A 16737-nucleotide genomic window follows, 5' to 3' on the forward strand; every position below is an offset into this window, starting at 1 on the left:
GTAGGAATCAGGTCATGCTGATGTGAAAAATATGTTGAGCGGCGAATGGCCTGTAACAACAGATTACTCGACCAAAGCCTCCGGATCGCCCTTGACTGCGGTATTGCTCAGGTCGACCACGAAACGGCAGCCGTGTGGCAAGGTTGATGTCAGGGTGACATGCCAACCTTGGTCATCGCAGATGCGCTGTACCAACGACAGGCCCAGGCCCAGGCCCTCACCGCGCCGCTCATCGCCGCGCACGAACGGCCGGAACATCGCCTCGCGCTGTTCCTCCGGGATACCCACGCCACTGTCCTCCACGCTGAAGCCGTTGGCTTCCAGGCTCAGGCGGATGTAGCCGCTGTCGGTGTAGTGCGCGGCATTACGCAGCAGGTTGCCCATTACCGACTGCAGGAAGGTGGCGTTGTACAGTACCGGGCTGGCACTGACGCGGCCATCGTAATACAAGGCCAGGCCCTTCTGCTCGATGGTGTCGCGCCAAACCCCGACCAGTTCGTCAGCCACCTCCCGCAGGGTGGCCCGCGATGCCACCGCACCCTCGTCGCGCTGTGCCCGGGCCAGCATCAGGAAGGTCTTGACCAGCTCGCGCATTTCTTCCGTGGCCCGCGCCACACGCTCCACCTGGCTGCGCGAGCGGGCGTCCAGCGTCGGGTTTTCCATCAGCAGCTCACACGAGGTGGCCAGCACCATCAAGGGTGTGCGCAATTCATGGCTGACGTCGCTGGTGAACAACCGTTCGCGGGTCAGGGCATCGCGCAGGCGGCCCAGGGTATCGTCGAAGGCTACCGCCAGCTGGCCGACTTCGTCCGCGGCATAGTCCGGTGCCAGCGGCGGGGCCAGCCCCAGCAACTGGTCACGGTGGCGTACCTGGCGCGCCAGGCGGATCACCGGCGCCATCACCCGGCGCGCCACCAGCCAGCCGAGGATCACCGCCAGTACCAGGCTGAGCACGAAGCCCACCACCACCACAGCGAACAGCAAGCGCTCGCGCTCTTCGAAGTCGCTCTGGTCCTGCAACAGCACATAGCGACGGCCATCAACGATCTCGACCATGGCGTGGTACGACAATTGATCGCGGAATACCTCGTGGAAGCCGCGGTCAAGATGGCGCAGGTCCTTGGGAAGTTCGAAGTCGTCGCGCCCGCCGCTGAAATAGAACAGCTGGTCGGGGCGGGGGCGGTGGCTCCAGTCGCTGACGCTGTCCATGCGCAGCAGGCGCTGCAGGTCACCGCCCAGCACCGACGAAATCAGCCGCTCTTCGACCAGGTGCACGGTGCCGACGATGCCAAAGGCGAAGGCCCCGGCCACCAGCGCGCTCATCAGGGCAAAGGCGATGATGATGCGCTGGGCAAGGCTTTGCTTAAACTCCATCACGGCCCTCGGCGAGGCGATAGCCGACGCCATGGACGGTATGCAGCAGCGGTTTTTCAAACGGCTTGTCGATCACCTGGCGCAGCTGGTGCACGTGGCTGCGCAGGCTGTCGCTGTCAGGGCAATCATCTCCCCAAAGGGCTTCTTCCAGCACTTCGCGACGCAATACGTGCGGGCTTTTCTGCATCAGCACCGCCAGCAGCTTGAGGCCGACAGGGTTGAGCTTGAGCAGGCGGCCCTGGCGGGTGACTTCGAGGGTGTCCAGGTCATAACTGAGATCGGCCACCTGCAAGGTGCGGCGCCCGCCGCCCTGGGCCCGGCGCAACACCGCTTCGATGCGGGCAGCCAGCTCCGACAGGGCGAAGGGCTTGAGCAGGTAATCGTCGGCACCGGAGCGGAAGCCCTGCAGGCGGTCGTCCAGTTGGTCGCGGGCGGTGAGCATGATCACCGGCGTGTCGCGGCGGGCGTCTTCGCGCAGGCGCTTGCACAGGGTGTAGCCGTCGATGCCCGGCAACATGATGTCGAGCACGATCAGGTCGTAGTGCTCGGTGGCAGCCAGGTGCAGGCCGGACAGGCCATCCTGGGCGCAATCGACGGTGTAGCCCTTCATGCCCAGGTAATCGGCCAGGTTGGCCAGGATATCGCGGTTGTCTTCAACCAAAAGAATGCGCATCGGTTTCTCCTGTGCGGCGCTTCTCGCTGTGGTGCGCGGCAGGCGCAGCTTAAGGCCTATGCCTGCAGGGTGCCAGCCCCAGGGAAAATTCAGCGCACTTGACGGTTTTTTCACTGATCCTTCACGGACACAGGATAGCGGGCGGCCGACAATGCCCGATCTTTTTCGCGCCCTGGAGCCGCCATGCAGCAACCAAATCGCCCCCGCCCGATCAATTTCTGGCTTTACCTGGGGCTACCCCTGGCGACCGCAATCGGCCTGATTCTGCTGGAACTGACATCGGTCGACATGGACATTGCCAACCTGTTCTTCGACCCTGCTGCCGGGCAGTTCATCGGCCGCCACAGCTATTTGCTGGAGAACATCCTGCATGACCGGGTCAAGCAGGGGGTGATCCTGCTGGGGGTGATGTCACTGGTGACCTTTGCTGCCAGCTTCTTCTGGAAGCGCCTGTTCGGCTGGCGCCGTGAGCTGGGCTGCCTGGTGCTGGCACTGGGCCTGTCCACGGCGTTTGTCACACCGCTGAAGAAAGTGACCCAGGTGCAATGCCCGTGGAGCCTGACCCAGTTTGGCGGCAAGGAAACCTACAGCAAGCTGCTGGAGCCGCGGCCGGCGACCGACAAGCCCGGGCTGTGCTGGCCGGGCGGGCATGCCGCCACCGGGTTCTGCCTGTTCGGGCTGTTCTTCATGTTGCGTGATCGCAAGCCGAGGCTGGCGCGGGTGGCGTTGACGGTGGCCTTCGTCGCCGGGTCGGTGCTATCGCTTGGGCGGATGATGCAGGGGGCGCACTTCCTGTCGCACAATGTGTGGACGGCGGTGTTCTGCTGGTTGATCGGCTTGGGGTCGTATTACCTGGTTCTGTATCGTCGGGGAATGGCTGAGGTGCCTGCTGCCGAGCGTAGCGTCGCCTGACCCAGGGGCCGCTTTGCGGCCCTTTCGCCGGCAAGCCAGCTCCCACAGGTACAGCGCAAGTCCCAGTGTTGGCGCAATCCTGTAGGAGCGGCCTTGTGTCGCGATGGGCTGCAAAGCAGCCCCAATGGCCCTCACAGGAAAACAAAAAAGCCCCGGTTCTCGCGAACCGGGGCTTTTCATGGTGCAGGGGGTAAGGCTGGCTTACATCATGCCGCCCATGCCACCCATGCCGCCCATGTCAGGCATGCCAGCAGCTGGCTTGTCTTCTGGCAGGTCAGCGACCATGGCTTCGGTGGTGATCATCAGACCGCCGATCGAAGCAGCAGCTTGCAGCGCCGAGCGGGTGACTTTGGCTGGGTCCAGGATGCCCATCTCGATCATGTCGCCGTATTCGCCGGTAGCAGCGTTGTAACCGAAGTTACCCGAACCTTGCTTGACCTTGTCAGCGACAACGCTTGGCTCGTCGCCGGCGTTGGCAGTGATCTGGCGCAGCGGCGCTTCAACGGCGCGACGCAGCAGGGCGATACCGACGTTCTGGTCTTCGTTGTCGCCTTTGAGGTCGGCAATGGCAGCCAGGGAGCGAACCAGGGCCACACCACCGCCAGGCACCACGCCTTCTTCAACGGCTGCACGGGTAGCGTGCAGGGCGTCTTCAACGCGGGCTTTCTTCTCTTTCATTTCAACTTCGGTGCCGGCACCGACCTTGATCACGGCAACACCGCCAGCCAGCTTGGCCAGACGCTCTTGCAGCTTCTCACGGTCGTAGTCCGAGGAAGTCTCTTCGATCTGGGCACGGATCTGCTTGACGCGTGCTTCGATCTCGGTGTCGGCGCCAGCGCCGTCGATGATGGTGGTGTTTTCCTTGGACAGGATGACGCGCTTGGCGTTACCCAGGTGCTCCAGGGTAGCGGTTTCCAGCGACAGGCCGATTTCTTCGGAGATGACCTGGCCGCCAGTCAGGACGGCGATGTCCTGCAGCATGGCCTTGCGGCGGTCGCCGAAGCCCGGAGCCTTGACCGCAGCAACCTTGACGATGCCGCGCATGTTGTTGACTACCAGGGTAGCCAGGGCTTCGCCTTCAACGTCTTCGGCAACGATCAGCAGTGGGCGGCCGGCCTTGGCAACGGCTTCCAGAACTGGCAGCAGCTCACGGATGTTGGAGATCTTCTTGTCGACCAGCAGCAGCAGCGGGCCTTCCAGCTCGGCAACCATGGTGTCCGGCTTGTTGACGAAGTACGGGGACAGGTAGCCGCGGTCGAACTGCATGCCTTCAACGACCGACAGTTCGTTTTCCAGGCCCGAGCCTTCTTCAACGGTGATCACGCCTTCTTTACCGACTTTTTCCATGGCTTCAGCGATGATTTCACCGATGGAGTTGTCGGAGTTGGCGGAGATGGTACCTACCTGGGCGATGGCCTTGGAGTCGGCGCATGGCTTGGACAGGTTCTTCAGCTCGGCGACGACGGCAGCGGTGGCCTTGTCGATGCCGCGCTTCAGGTCCATCGGGTTCATGCCGGCAGCGACGGCTTTCAGGCCTTCGTTGACGATGGCCTGAGCCAGGACGGTAGCGGTGGTGGTGCCGTCACCGGCAGCGTCGTTGGCCTTGGAAGCAACTTCCTTGACCAGCTGGGCGCCCATGTTCTCGAAGGCGTCTTTCAGCTCGATTTCCTTGGCGACGGAAACGCCGTCCTTGGTGATGGTCGGAGCGCCGAAGCTCTTGGCCAGCACCACGTTACGGCCTTTCGGGCCCAGGGTCGCTTTTACCGCGTCAGCCAGAACGTTGACACCAACCAGCATTTTCTTACGAGCGGAATCGCCGAATTTTACGTCTTTAGCAGCCATGATCGTTTAATCCTTGGAATTCTTTGGAGTAACGGGAAGTCGGGGAAATCAGCCTTCGATAACGGCGAGGATTTCGTTCTCGGCCATTACCAGCAGGTCTTCGCCATCGACTTTCACGGTGTTGCTGCCCGAGTAAGGGCCGAAAACCACTTTGTCACCCACTTTCACGGCCAGTGCGCGAACTTCGCCGTTGTCCAGGATGCGACCGGTGCCGACGGCGACAACTTCGCCGCGGTTTGGTTTTTCAGCGGCCGAACCCGGCAGGACGATACCGCCAGCGGTTTTCGATTCTTCTTCGCTGCGACGGATAACGACGCGGTCATGCAGAGGACGAAGCTTCATTGTCGATCTCTCCCAAATTGTGGTTTTCATCGGCCGGTGTCGACACCGGCGGGTTGTTGCTGTCCGGCGTTGCCGGGGTGGCCCGCAATGGGCGAACCACCTGAGTTATGCCTGGTGTTGCCACCAGAAACCTTGCGGTGACCACATACATGAGGCCGCCATATTCAATTACAAGGCTTGCTTCAGAAAATTTTTCATTAGCGCCTTGGCCCCGCAAAAAGCTGGGGCCGCAAAGCGGCCCCCGGTTATTACTTGTCGCGGCGCTCGTACTCGCCTTCGATCACATTCGGCCCATTCCCGCCATCACGCGGCCGGGCCTGGAACGGGTCGTCCTGGAAGGCGCGCTGTCGCATGGCCTGGGCCTCGGCACGCTCGCGCATCTTGCGCGCGGCCAGATGACGGGTGAATGGCAGCAGGCACAGCAGGCCCAGCACGTCGCTGATGAAACCTGGCAGCAACAGCAGGCCACCACCAACGGCCAGCATCATGCCCTGGAACATGTCCTCGGCGGGCAGTTCGCCACGCTGCAGGCTTTCACGGGCGCGCAGTGCGGTTGCCAGCCCGGCCACGCGCATCACCAGCACACCCAGGGCGGAGCCGGCGATGATCAGCAGCAGTGCCGGGAAGAAACCGATGGCGGCACTGACCTTCACGAAGACGAACAGCTCCAGCACGGGAAACAGGAGAAACAGCAGTAGAAAAGCACGCATCAAAGCATTCCTCGTCGGAAGAGAACCTTCCTGTAAGACCAACAGATGGATGCGTGCGCTCGGGTTTTCAACCCTCGACCTCCGTCGCAACCGGCCACTGGTCGGCGCGAGCCAGCAAAACCAGGGCTTCGCGGACTTGTGTCGGCGTGTTGCAAGTACTTGGGAAGGGCAACCAGTAAACCGCCTGGCCAATACGCAGGTGCATGCCTTCACTGTCCACCCCGACCATCTGTGCTGGCGCATGGCGTGGCAAATCGGTCAGCTCCACATAATGGGCGATGGCGTTGGCGTGGTCGTTGTTCATGTGCTCGACCATGCTCGTCTCGGCCTTGCCGGCGAACGGGTTGGCCAGGGTCACCTGATCGAGCCAGTGGATCGCGCCGAAGCCGCCGATGTAGCGGTGGCGCACCGGCTGCAGCACCCAGAAGTCGAAGTCGTGGGCCTTGTGGTAGTTGGCCGCGTCCGGGAAATAGCGGTAGTAACGCTCGGCGGCAGCCTCGATGGCGGCCTCCTCCACCAGCTTGTGCGCCTCGGCCATCACCGTCAGGCGCCCCACGGCCTGCACGTCCTCGGCTTCGCGCTCACCTACCAGCAGCGAGCACTTGGGATCCTTCTGCAGGTTGTGCGTGTGCTGGGCGATGCGGCTGATGAGGATCAACGGGTTGCCTTGGGCGTCCAGGCAGTACGGCACGACCGAGCCGAAGGGGTAGCCGGGCATCGACTTGGAATGGGTCGAGAGCACGCCGCGGTATTCCTTGAGCAGCAGCTCCCGGGCGGGACGGATGGCATTGGTACTCACTTGGGGGCGGCTCCTGATATCGGGCTGGATGGGACAAGATAAGCATTATCAGATCCAGTGCCAATGGGGCTGCTTTGCAGCCCATCGCGACACAAGGCCGCTCCTACAAGGGATCGCGTACATCCTGTGTCGCGATGGGCCGCAAAGATTTACCAGGTAACGCCGAAGCCTGCGGTATAGCGGGTCTTGTCCAGGTCACTCTCACGGGTACCGGTGATGATGTCCTTCTCCGCCTTGAGGTTGAGCGAGGCCCATTCAGTGACCTTGTAGCGCAGGCCAACCTCGGCATCCAGCGCGTAATCGGCCACGCCACCCAGCGGCTTGGCGAACTCGCCGTTGGTGAACAGCTGCACGTTCTTGCCAATCAGGTAGCGGGTGTAGTCCCACTTCACCGCCGCGGAATAGAAGTTGTCCTTGGCGCCATCCTGGTATTCGAAGTCGGTGCGGTTGATCAGCGACCCCAGCGAAAACGCGCCCAGTTCGTTGTCCCAGAACTGGTAACCCGGGCCGGTACCCACGGTGCGCTGGCGAGCAAGGTCTTCGATGCGGTCGCGCTTGTACTCCATGCGCCCTTGCCAGAACCACTTCTCGGTGAGGAAGCGGTCCAGGGCATACTCGGCACTCCAGTTGTCTGTGGTGGTGACGTCGTCCTTGGTCTCGCGGTTGTATTCGCCTTCGGCATTGTGCCGCCAGCGGCCATGGCGGGCGCTGGTCTTGAAGCCGACGTCGTAGTCGTCGGTGTCGTTCTCGGCGCGCTTGTAGTCCAGCGCCACGTCGACGTTGCCCTTCCACACGAAGTCCTCGACCAGGGGCTTGGGCTTCATGATCTGCTCGATGCTGGCCAGCTCCACGGTCTTTGGCGCCTCGCCATTGGCCAAGGTCACCTTGCCGGGCTCGGCGGCCTTCAGCGACTTGGCGCGCTCACCGCTGTAGGCGTCCTGCTTGACCAGCATCTCCTGGTCGCTCTCCAGGGTCTGGACCTCTTTCCAGTCCAGGGCGATGGAACCGCCATAGGGGGTTTCCAGCAGCAGCTTGCCGCCGTCGAAGACTTTGATCTTGCCGCTGAGACGGTCACCGTTCTTCATCCATACGGTGTCGGCGAACACCGGGGAGGCGCAGAGGGAAACAGCAAGCAGGCACAACAAGGATCTAGAATACATAAGCGGGCTATGATTTTCGGACTACAGGTTCGATTTGGCGAAAAAAGCCGGGCATTATCCGGATAACGACGACCAGAGCAAGAAAAGACCGGGAGCATGCCGTTGAGTTCAACTCTCATTTGCCAGACCGCCGGTCCGGTTTCATCTGCAGCCCAGAGGGGGCCTGATGTCTGACGGATATGAGCACGCCCTCGACTCCGCCGAGGGCCGACGGACGGTGCTGTATTCGGTACTTGGCCAAGTTCCGGCCGGCAAGGTGGTCAGCTATGGCCAACTGGCCGAACTGGCAGGGCTTGGGCGGGCGGCACGCTGGGTCGGACGTACCCTCGGGCAACTGCCCGCGGACACTCGCCTGCCCTGGCACCGGGTGCTCGGCGCAGGCGGCCGCCTGAGCCTGGCACTGGGTACCCCGTCTGGGGATGAACAACGGGCGCGCCTGCGTGCGGAGGGTGTAAATGTAACCAACAATCGTGTGGATATGACGCGCCATGGCTGGCGCCCGATGGAGCACAGCGGTTAGAGTGCGCGCTTTGTTTTCGCAAACTTGAGGCAGATGTTGGCCCATGCCCCGTAAAACCTGGCGCGCTGCGCTTGCTGCCTATGCCAGCCCGTCAACCTTGGTACTTTTGCTGCTCGGCTTCGCCGCCGGTCTGCCCTACATGCTGGTGTTCTCCACCCTTTCGGTGTGGTTGCGCGAAGCTGGCGTGGCCCGCGAGACCATTGGTTACGCCAGCCTGATCGGCCTGGCGTACGCCTTCAAGTGGGTGTGGTCGCCACTGCTCGACCAATGGCGCCTGCCGCTGCTCGGCAGCCTGGGGCGCCGGCGTTCGTGGTTGCTGCTGTCGCAAGCGCTGGTGGTGATCGGGCTGGTCGGCATGAGCCTGTGCGACCCGCAGCAGCATCTGTCTTGGCTGATCGCCCTGGCGGTGTTGGTGGCCTTCGCTTCGGCCACCCAGGACATCGCGGTCGATGCCTACCGCCTGGAAATCGCCGACGACCAGCGCCAGGCTGCACTCGCCGCCAGCTATATGGCCGGCTACCGCGTGGCGGCCCTGCTGGCCACGGCTGGTGCCCTGTTCTTCGCCGAGTGGTTCGGCTCCACCGGTTTCAGCTACCTGCACAAGGCTTGGGCCGGCACCTACGTCATGTTCGCGGTGATGATGCTGCCCGCCGTGTTCACCACCCTGATCATGCGCGAACCGCCCGTACCCATGCGTACCCAGCTGTCGGCAGCGCGCTATGGGCTGGTGCACCAGCTGGCCTCGGTGTTCGTGCTGATAATCTTGCTGGTATCGGTACCGGCCAGCTTCACCCAGATGTTCAATACCGGCTGGTCCAGCGTCATCTCCGGTGATGCAACGCCACTGGACCTGCTGCTGGAAGACCGCGCCTTCCTGCGCCTGATCCTCTATGTGCTGCTGACATGGGCGTGCCTGTCGAGCCTGGGCCGTCGCGGCCTCGCGCCGGTGCTGACCCCGGTCAACGACTTCATCGCCCGCTACCGCTGGCAGGCCCTGCTGTTGCTCGGCCTGATCGCCACCTATCGCATGTCGGACACGGTAATGGGCGTGATGGCCAACGTGTTCTACATCGACATGGGCTTCACCAAGGACCAGATCGCCAGCGTCAGCAAGATCTTCGGCCTGATCATGACCCTGGTCGGCGCCGGTGTTGGCGGCCTGCTGATCGTGCGCTTCGGCATCATGCCGATCCTGTTCATCGGCGGTGCGGCCTCCGCGGGCACCAACATCCTGTTCCTGATGCTGGCCGACATGGGCCCGAACTTGCAAATGCTGGTGGTGACCATCTCGCTGGACAACTTCAGCTCCGGCCTGGCCACCTCGGCCTTCGTTGCCTACCTGTCGAGCCTGACCAACCTGAAGTTCTCGGCTACCCAGTACGCGTTGCTCAGCTCGATCATGCTGCTGTTGCCAAGGCTGATCGGGGGTTATTCGGGGGTCATGGTGGAGAAGTTCGGTTACCACGACTTCTTCCTGATCACGGCCCTCCTTGGCGTGCCGACCCTGATCCTGATTGCCCTGCAGTGGCGCCAGGAGGCCGGGCCGGGCAAACCGGTTGCAGAGGAAGGTTCGGCGGCCGAGCGGCCCTGACAGGTTTGTATTGCCTGTACTGGCCTCTTCGCGGGCTTGCCCGCTCCCACAGATAAAGCACTGCCCTTGAGAGCTGTGCAGTCCCTGTGGGAGCGGGCAAGCCCGCGAAGAGGCCGGTACAGGCAATAAAGTTTACTGAGCAACAGCCCCCTCACCAGGCCGTCCACCCACCACAAACCACAGCGGCCACAGCGCCAAGGCCCCCGCCACACCCGCCGCCAGGGCAAAGTGCAGCAAGCTGGCCCCGGCCCCAATCATCGCCAGCAGCGCCCCACCCAACCCCAGCAAGGCAATGGTGATCATCCCCAGCATGGCCGAGACCAGGCCCTTGCTCTGCTCGCTGGCGAACAGCGTCATGCGATACAGCACCGCGTTGGCCACGCCCAACCCCAGCGCGTACAGCGACATGCCCGCCACCACGCTGGTCACACTCGGCCAGTACCATGTCGCCAGTCCCATCAGGCACAGGCCGGCCAGGTATGGCCACAATGCACCACGCACCAGCGCCGCCAACGGATAGCGATCGGCAATGCGGTTGATGATCAGGTTGCCCAGGATCAGCCCGCCAAACACCGGCAACTGCCACAAGGCGTACTCCATGGTGCTCAGCCCCTCGTCGTGGATCAGCAGCACCGGCGACAGGCCGATCCAGCCAATCAGCGGCAGACCGACCAGGCCCAGGGCCGCGCTGCCAGCGACAAAGCGGCGGTTGCCCAGCAACTGGCCGTAGCCGGCCAGCAGTGGCAGCAGGTGGATCGGCGTGAATGCCAGGCGCGAGCCGTCACGGCGCTCCACGCCCAAGGTCTCCGGCATCAGCCGGTACAGCAGCAGCCAGGCCACAACCGCGCCAATGGCGAAGGCCACGAACAGCCAACGCCAGTCCAGCCACTGCAACAGCAAGGTGCCCACCAACGGCCCGAGCAAAGGCGAGAGCAGGGCGATATTGGCCAGCAGGGCCATCATGCGCACGGCGTCGGCTTCGCTGAAGGCTTCGTTCAGGGCCGGGTAGCTCACCGTGACCACAAACCCCAGGCCGATGCCTTGCAGCAGGCGCAGCAAGTTGAACAGGCCGATGTCGTGGACCCAGAAGGTGGCCAGGCAGGCCAGGCCGAAGAACGCGCAGCCGATCAGCAGCAACGGGCGCCGGCCATAGCGGTCGGCCAGCGGGCCGATCAGCCATTGCAGCACCACGCCCCCCAGCAGGTACAGGTTGAGGGCGTGGGGAATGTATTCGGGGCTGGCATTCAGGTCGCCGACCACCACCGGCATGGCCGGCATGACGGCGTCGCTGGCCAGGTAGGTGAGCAGCTCGAACAGGGCCAGGGTCAGGCCGAACAGCAAGGCACGCAGGGGGGTGATGTACAGCAGTGGTTTCATGATGGCGTATCGGGTGTGGCAGGTGGGGTCAGGCTATATGCCAGAAATGGCGGGGTATTGCTGTGAACAAGTGTAATCAGGGCAGAAAAAGCTGGGGCCGCTTTGCGCCCCTTCGCGGCGGTTCGGCGTCCCGACGCGCCCGCTCCCACAAGTTCGGCGCCGCTCTCGAACCCGGCGCTCGACCTGTGGGAGCGGGCAAGCCCGCGAAGGGGCGCGAAGCGGCCCCAACCGATGACAACGCGGTATTACTGCGCTGCAGTCTCCTGCACCACGCGAATCACCCGCTGCGGGAACGGAATGTCGATCCCTTCGGCCTTCAACCGGTCACGCGCATGCTCGTTGAGCATGAACATCACATCCCAGTAATCGGCGGTCTTGGTCCACAAGCGCAAAGACACTGTGATCGAGCTGTCGCCCAGGGTCGCGACCACCGCCTGCGGCGCCGGGTCGGGCAGCACGCGCGGGTCCTGCGCCAGCTCCAGCAGCACGTTGCGGGCCTTCTGCAGGTCTGCCTCGTAGTCCACGCCCACATCGAACACCACCTTGCGCGTCGGCTGGCGGTTGGTGTTGGTGATGATGCCGTTGGACAGGCTGCCGTTGGGCATGATCACCGTCTTGTTGTCACCAGTGCGCAGCACGGTGTGGAAGATCTGGATGCTGTCGACGGTGCCGGCCACGCCTTGCGCCTCGATCCAGTCACCGATGCGGAACGGGCGAAACATCAGGATCAGCACACCGCCGGCGAAGTTCGCCAGGCTGCCCTGCAAGGCCAGGCCGATGGCCAGGCCCGCGGCACCGATGGCGGCAACGAACGAGGTGGTCTCGATACCGATCATCGACGCCACGCTGACGAACAGCAGCACCTTCAGCACAATATTCGACAAGGTGCTGATGAAGCCCTGCAGCGCCAGGTCGGCGTTGCGCAGGCCAACCAGCTTGCCCAGGCGGGCGCTGACCTTGTTGATGATCCACCAGCCGACCGCCAGGGTCAGCAGCGCCAGCAGCACACGGCTGCCATATTCCATGATCAAGGGGATCCAGGTCTGGGATTGGCGGACCAGCTGATCGACTTCAGCGTTCAAATCCATATTCATCTCCTGATGCCGAGCGGCAAGTACACGGTAGAACTGGCCACGCGCGATGGCGCAGCCCCGGTCCCCATGGACATCATTTGGCCATCGGGGTTCCGGGCGATGCCCACATCAGTCGCGGAAGTTGTTGAACTGCAATGGCATGTCGAATTCCTTGGTACGCAGCAGCGCAATGGCTTCCTGCAGGTCGTCGCGCTTTTTGCCGGTAACGCGTACCTGCTCGCCCTGGATGGCGGCCTGCACTTTCAGCTTGGCATCCTTGATGGTGGCGACGATCTTCTTCGCCAGATCCTTGTCGATACCTTCGCGGAACTTGGCTTCCTGTTTCTTTTCCTTGCCCGAGGCGTACGGGTCCTTGGTTTCCAGGCACTTCACGTCGATCTTGCGCTTGACCAGCGCCAGGCGCAGGATTTCCAGCATCGCTTCGAGCTGGAACTCTTCCTCGGCGGTGAGCATCACGGTCTGCTCTTTGTCCTTGAACTCGAAGGTGCCCTTGCCCTTGAGGTCGTAGCGACGGTCCAGGTCCTTGATGGCGTTGTCGACCGCGTTCTGCACTTCGTGCTTGTCCAGTTCCGATACCACGTCGAACGAAGGCATGGTTGTTCTCCCAAAATAAAAGCGCGCTCAGGCTGAAGATGGAGCGCGCTGGGTTTGACGGTTAAAATGCGGGCTCATTATAACGGGTTGCGAAACGCATATGAGCAGCACCTGGCATATTCTCGGCGCCGGTAGCCTGGGCAGCCTGTGGGCTTGCCGCCTGGCGCGCGCGGGCAAGGCAGTGCGCCTGATCCTGCGTGACGGGCAGCGGCTGCAGGCCTACCAGCAGGCCGGCGGCCTGACCCTGGTCGAACAGGACCAGTCCCGCCACTACGCCATCCCCGCCGAAACCGCGCAGGCACACGGCCCGATCCATCGCCTGCTGGTGGCCTGCAAGGCCTACGACGCCGCCCAGGCCATCGCCGGCGTGGCACCTCGCCTGGCCGAAGACGCCGAGGTGGTTCTGCTGCAGAACGGCCTGGGCAGCCAGGACGAGGTCGCCGACCTGGTGCCCCATGCACGCTGCATCTTCGCCTCCAGTACCGAAGGCGCATTCCGCGAGGGAGATTGGCAGGTACGCTTTGCCGGCCACGGCTTCAACTGGCTGGGTGACCCACGCAACCCGACGGTCCCGGCCTGGTTCGATGACCTGCATCAGGCTGGCATCCCTGCCGAGTGGACGGTGGATATCCTTACCCGTCTGTGGCGCAAGCTGGCACTCAATTGCGCCATCAACCCGCTGACCGTGCTGCACGACTGCCAGAACGGCGGGCTGCTGGGGCACCTGGGCGAAGTGGATGCGCTGTGCGCCGAACTGGCCCAACTGCTGCGCCGCTGTGGCCAGCCAGAAGCGGCAGACGGGCTGAACGAAGAAGTGCAGCGGGTGATCCTCGCCACTGCGGCCAACTACTCTTCCATGTACCAGGATGTACGCGCAGGCCGCCGCACCGAGGTGCACTACCTGCTTGGCCATGCCTGCCGCGCCGCCGGCCGTCATGGCCTGCAACTGCCAGAGCTGGAACGCCTGCTGCAGCACCTGGTCGATAACCTGCGTGTGCGTGGTTTGCCCTGCGACTGACGCAGCCCTTTCAACCGGATACGGATATTGCCTAGCCCATGACCTTGCGCCAACGCCTGGAAAACCTCCCGGTCGGGCAGAAGCTGCTGGCAGCCCTGCTGGTGTTGCTGGTGACCATCCTGTTGGTGGCCAACCTCACCTTCATCAGCGCCGCCTACTGGATCACCCAGGAAAGCATGGCGCCACAGGCGCTGCACACCATCGGCCGGCTGGTGGCCAACCCGCAACTGGCGGCGCGCGCCGGCGATACACCGGACACCGCCAGCGCCCTGCTGAAAGAGCTGGACAGCTACACGCCGCTGCGCGCCGCTGCAGTCTACGGTGGCGATGGCCGCATGTTGGCGCAGCTGCAGCATGGCGAGCCGCTGGCACTGCCCAAGCGTTTTCGCAACATCGACGGCTGGCGCCTGATGGAGTTTCGCAGCACCCAGCTGATCCGCATGCCACGTGACGCCAACCCGCCCGCACACCTGCTGCTGGTGGCCAGCAGTGAACTGCCCACGGCTTTCTATACCGGCACCCTCAGCGCCAGCCTGGGCATCCTGGTGTTCAGCATCCTGCTGTGGATCGTCATCGCCCGACAGATAAAACGCCTGATCACCCAGCCGATCAACCAGCTCGAAGAGCTCAGCCGCCAGGTCACCCGCGAAGAGAGCTATGCCTTGCGTGCGCAGCGCGGTAACGACGACGAAATCGGCAGCCTGGCCGAAGCGTTCAACACCATGCTCTCGCGCATCGAAGCCCGCGAACAGCAACTCAAGCGCACCCGCGACGAGTTTCAGGAGGCCTACGACCAGGCCCAGGGCCTGGCCGAGGAAACCCGCCACACCAACCGCAAGCTGGAGCTGGAAGTCCAGGTGCGCAGCAAGATCGAGAAAAAACTCACCGGCTTCCAGAACTACCTCAACAGCATCATCGACTCGATGCCCTCGGCGCTGATCGCCCTAGATGAACAGCTCTACGTGACCCAGTGGAACCACGAAGCCACGGTACTTTCCGGCACGCCTCTGGACGAGGCGCTGAACCAGCCGATCTTCATTGCCTTCGAACCGCTCAAGCCGTTCCTGCCGCAACTGAAGGAAACAGTGGAAAAGCACCGGGTGGCAAAGATCGAACGGGTCACCTGGCCCAAGGGTGACGACCTGCGCCACTACGCCCTGACCTTCTACCCGCTGACCGGTGGCGGCGGCCGTGGCGTTGTCATCCGTATCGACGACATCACCCAGCGCCTGTCGCTGGAAGAAATGATGGTGCAATCGGAAAAGATGCTTTCGGTCGGCGGCCTGGCCGCCGGCATGGCCCACGAGATCAACAACCCGCTGGGCGCGATCCTGCATAACGTGCAGAACATCCGCCGGCGCCTGTCACCAGAACTGCCGCGCAATCAGGAACAGGCAGAGGAGCTGGGCATCGACCTGCCCACGGTCAACCGCTACCTGGAGAGCCGCGAAGTGCCGCAATTGCTCGACGGCATCCAGCAGGCGGGTGCCCGGGCAGCGAAGATCGTCACCCACATGCTCAGCTTCAGCCGCCGCAGCAACCGTCAACTGGCGCCGTGCGACCTGCCGGCGCTGATCGATCAGGCGGTGGAAATTGCCAGCAACGACTTCGACCTGGCCATAGGCTTCGATTTCAAGGGCCAGGCCATCGTGCGTCAGTTCGACCCCGACCTGGGGCCGGTGCCGTGCACCGCCAACGAATTGGAGCAGGTGCTGCTCAACCTGCTGAAAAACGCGGCCCAGGCCATCCACCAGCGGCCGCAGCCGAGCGAGCCCGGGCGCATCACCCTGCGCACCCGCTTGAGCCCGCCATGGGCGGAAATCCAGGTCGAGGATAACGGCGTCGGCATGCCCGAAGGGGTGCGCAAGCGCACCTTCGAGCCGTTCTTCACCACCAAGGAAATCGGCCAGGGTACCGGGCTGGGGCTGTCGGTCTCGTACTTCATCATCACCAACAACCACAAGGGGCAGATGGAAGTGCAGTCCACTCCCGGCCAGGGCACCTGCTTCACCCTGCGCCTGCCCCTTGGCCAGCCGGCAGCGGTGGCGCCGGCCAAAATGGAGAAATGACATGGGCTACCGCCTGTCGAAGATCTACACCCGCACCGGCGACAAAGGCGAAACCGGCCTGGGCGACGGGCGCCGGGTGCCCAAGGATCACCCGCGGATCGAGGCGATTGGCGAGGTGGACAGCCTGAACAGCCAGCTGGGTTTGCTGCTGGCGGGGCTGGCCGAACAAGGGCTGGATGAAGTGAGCGCGGTTTTGGCGCCGTGTCAGCACCGCCTGTTCGACCTGGGCGGTGAGCTGGCGATGCCCAGTTATCAGGCGTTGGACCTGGCGGAGGTGGCGCGGCTTGAGGCAGCGATCGATGTGTGGAATGAAGAGCTGGGGCCGTTGAAAAACTTCATCTTGCCCAGTGGCTCGGCGCTGGTGGCGCAGGCGCATGTGTGCCGGAGCCTGGCGCGCAGTGCGGAGCGGCGGTGCCAGCAGCTGAATGCGCTGGAGCCGTTGGCGGGCGTTGGTTTGGCGTATATCAACCGGCTTTCGGATCTGCTGTTCGTGGCGGCGCGGATCATTGGGCGGCGGCAGGGGGTGGCTGAGGTTTTGTGGCAGCCTGCTGAAAAGCCGCAGGGCTGATATTTTTGGGGCTGCTGCGCAGCCCATCGGCGGGAAAACAGCTTCCCCCCCCAACGAGATCTTTTTTTTTTTTTTGAGCGCGACTTTTTTCCGC

General features: G+C 63.3%; 16 protein-coding genes. 6 read left to right on the forward strand and 10 right to left on the reverse strand.

What is annotated here, in order from left to right; all coding sequences use genetic code 11:
• Positions 1-63: 63 nt before the first annotated feature.
• Entirely contained in the window at positions 64-1374 is a 1311-nt protein-coding gene (locus ACLCGK_RS08730) for a sensor histidine kinase (protein WP_182328992.1), read from the reverse strand.
• Positions 1364-2047, reverse strand: coding sequence for a two-component system response regulator ColR (gene colR / locus ACLCGK_RS08735; RefSeq protein WP_003255215.1), 684 nt, complete (start codon positions 2045-2047; stop codon positions 1364-1366). The genes ACLCGK_RS08730 and colR overlap by 11 nt, the downstream gene beginning before the upstream one ends.
• 183 nt (positions 2048-2230) lie before the next feature.
• Between colR and ACLCGK_RS08740 the strand changes: the two genes are divergently transcribed.
• Positions 2231-2959 carry a phosphatase PAP2 family protein gene (locus tag ACLCGK_RS08740; protein WP_015271693.1) on the forward strand — a complete coding sequence of 243 codons (729 nt, stop codon included), beginning with the start codon at positions 2231-2233 and terminating at the stop codon, positions 2957-2959.
• A 201-nt stretch (positions 2960-3160) separates the two neighbouring features.
• Here the strand turns inward: ACLCGK_RS08740 and groL are convergent, their stop codons facing one another.
• The 5 genes from groL to ACLCGK_RS08765 form a co-directional block, all read right to left on the reverse strand.
• The gene (gene groL / locus ACLCGK_RS08745) at positions 3161-4801 is read right to left on the reverse strand and encodes a chaperonin GroEL (protein WP_085592107.1); all 1641 of its coding nucleotides are present in this window, start codon (positions 4799-4801) and stop codon (positions 3161-3163) included.
• 48 nt (positions 4802-4849) lie between these two features.
• On the reverse strand, positions 4850-5143 hold the full coding sequence (locus ACLCGK_RS08750) for a co-chaperone GroES (RefSeq protein ID WP_003260750.1): 294 nt from the start codon (positions 5141-5143) through the stop codon (positions 4850-4852).
• A gap of 248 nt (positions 5144-5391) precedes the next feature.
• The gene (locus tag ACLCGK_RS08755; protein ID WP_410951833.1) at positions 5392-5853 is read right to left on the reverse strand and encodes an FxsA family protein; all 462 of its coding nucleotides are present in this window, start codon (positions 5851-5853) and stop codon (positions 5392-5394) included.
• A 67-nt stretch (positions 5854-5920) separates the two neighbouring features.
• Entirely contained in the window at positions 5921-6652 is a 732-nt protein-coding gene (locus tag ACLCGK_RS08760; protein ID WP_039612991.1) for a HugZ family protein, read from the reverse strand.
• 149 nt (positions 6653-6801) lie between these two features.
• Positions 6802-7812, reverse strand: a complete 1011-nt coding sequence (locus ACLCGK_RS08765; RefSeq protein ID WP_023662443.1) for a DUF481 domain-containing protein — start codon at positions 7810-7812, stop codon at positions 6802-6804.
• A 166-nt stretch (positions 7813-7978) separates the two neighbouring features.
• Between ACLCGK_RS08765 and ACLCGK_RS08770 the strand changes: the two genes are divergently transcribed.
• Positions 7979-8332: an MGMT family protein gene (locus ACLCGK_RS08770; RefSeq protein WP_003260756.1), complete on the forward strand. Its 354-nt coding sequence runs from the start codon at positions 7979-7981 to the stop codon at positions 8330-8332.
• Between the two features lie 43 nt (positions 8333-8375).
• Complete coding sequence (locus ACLCGK_RS08775; RefSeq protein ID WP_013974096.1) at positions 8376-9923, forward strand: AmpG family muropeptide MFS transporter; 1548 nt, start codon at positions 8376-8378, stop codon at positions 9921-9923.
• Positions 9924-10055: 132 nt separating this feature from the next.
• On the opposite strand, the gene ACLCGK_RS08780 is transcribed toward ACLCGK_RS08775, so the two are convergent.
• The 3 genes from ACLCGK_RS08780 to ACLCGK_RS08790 all read right to left on the reverse strand — a co-directional run bounded on the left by ACLCGK_RS08780 (position 10056) and on the right by ACLCGK_RS08790 (position 12988).
• Complete coding sequence (locus ACLCGK_RS08780) at positions 10056-11300, reverse strand: MFS transporter (protein ID WP_247846532.1); 1245 nt, start codon at positions 11298-11300, stop codon at positions 10056-10058.
• 245 nt (positions 11301-11545) lie between these two features.
• Positions 11546-12388, reverse strand: coding sequence for a mechanosensitive ion channel family protein (locus ACLCGK_RS08785; RefSeq protein WP_015271698.1), 843 nt, complete (start codon positions 12386-12388; stop codon positions 11546-11548).
• 114 nt (positions 12389-12502) lie between these two features.
• Positions 12503-12988 carry a YajQ family cyclic di-GMP-binding protein gene (locus ACLCGK_RS08790; RefSeq protein ID WP_013974099.1) on the reverse strand — a complete coding sequence of 162 codons (486 nt, stop codon included), beginning with the start codon at positions 12986-12988 and terminating at the stop codon, positions 12503-12505.
• A gap of 100 nt (positions 12989-13088) precedes the next feature.
• Between ACLCGK_RS08790 and ACLCGK_RS08795 the strand changes: the two genes are divergently transcribed.
• From ACLCGK_RS08795 to ACLCGK_RS08805, 3 genes are read left to right on the forward strand one after another with little or no spacing between them, the layout of a single operon-like run.
• Complete coding sequence (locus ACLCGK_RS08795; RefSeq protein WP_410951834.1) at positions 13089-14006, forward strand: putative 2-dehydropantoate 2-reductase; 918 nt, start codon at positions 13089-13091, stop codon at positions 14004-14006.
• A 38-nt stretch (positions 14007-14044) separates the two neighbouring features.
• On the forward strand, positions 14045-16075 hold the full coding sequence (locus tag ACLCGK_RS08800; RefSeq protein WP_013974101.1) for an ATP-binding protein: 2031 nt from the start codon (positions 14045-14047) through the stop codon (positions 16073-16075).
• A 1-nt stretch (position 16076) separates the two neighbouring features.
• Complete coding sequence (locus ACLCGK_RS08805; protein WP_410951835.1) at positions 16077-16643, forward strand: cob(I)yrinic acid a,c-diamide adenosyltransferase; 567 nt, start codon at positions 16077-16079, stop codon at positions 16641-16643.
• Positions 16644-16737: the final 94 nt, after the last annotated feature.

It is taken from the genome of Pseudomonas sp. S1(2024) (assembly GCF_046557535.1).

Coding starts and splice junctions, on each gene's coding strand:
- ACLCGK_RS08805 (WP_410951835.1), top strand. CDS start 16,077: ATGGGCTACCGCCTGTCGAAGATCTACACCCGCACCGGCGACAAAGGC.
- ACLCGK_RS08795 (WP_410951834.1), top strand. CDS start 13,089: ATGAGCAGCACCTGGCATATTCTCGGCGCCGGTAGCCTGGGCAGCCTG.
- ACLCGK_RS08765 (WP_023662443.1), bottom strand. CDS start 7,812: ATGTATTCTAGATCCTTGTTGTGCCTGCTTGCTGTTTCCCTCTGCGCC.
- ACLCGK_RS08800 (WP_013974101.1), top strand. CDS start 14,045: ATGACCTTGCGCCAACGCCTGGAAAACCTCCCGGTCGGGCAGAAGCTG.
- ACLCGK_RS08750 (WP_003260750.1), bottom strand. CDS start 5,143: ATGAAGCTTCGTCCTCTGCATGACCGCGTCGTTATCCGTCGCAGCGAA.
- ACLCGK_RS08770 (WP_003260756.1), top strand. CDS start 7,979: ATGTCTGACGGATATGAGCACGCCCTCGACTCCGCCGAGGGCCGACGG.
- ACLCGK_RS08730 (WP_182328992.1), bottom strand. CDS start 1,374: ATGGAGTTTAAGCAAAGCCTTGCCCAGCGCATCATCATCGCCTTTGCC.
- ACLCGK_RS08790 (WP_013974099.1), bottom strand. CDS start 12,988: ATGCCTTCGTTCGACGTGGTATCGGAACTGGACAAGCACGAAGTGCAG.
- ACLCGK_RS08775 (WP_013974096.1), top strand. CDS start 8,376: ATGCCCCGTAAAACCTGGCGCGCTGCGCTTGCTGCCTATGCCAGCCCG.
- ACLCGK_RS08785 (WP_015271698.1), bottom strand. CDS start 12,388: ATGGATTTGAACGCTGAAGTCGATCAGCTGGTCCGCCAATCCCAGACC.
- ACLCGK_RS08740 (WP_015271693.1), top strand. CDS start 2,231: ATGCAGCAACCAAATCGCCCCCGCCCGATCAATTTCTGGCTTTACCTG.
- colR (WP_003255215.1), bottom strand. CDS start 2,047: ATGCGCATTCTTTTGGTTGAAGACAACCGCGATATCCTGGCCAACCTG.
- ACLCGK_RS08780 (WP_247846532.1), bottom strand. CDS start 11,300: ATGAAACCACTGCTGTACATCACCCCCCTGCGTGCCTTGCTGTTCGGC.
- groL (WP_085592107.1), bottom strand. CDS start 4,801: ATGGCTGCTAAAGACGTAAAATTCGGCGATTCCGCTCGTAAGAAAATG.
- ACLCGK_RS08755 (WP_410951833.1), bottom strand. CDS start 5,853: ATGCGTGCTTTTCTACTGCTGTTTCTCCTGTTTCCCGTGCTGGAGCTG.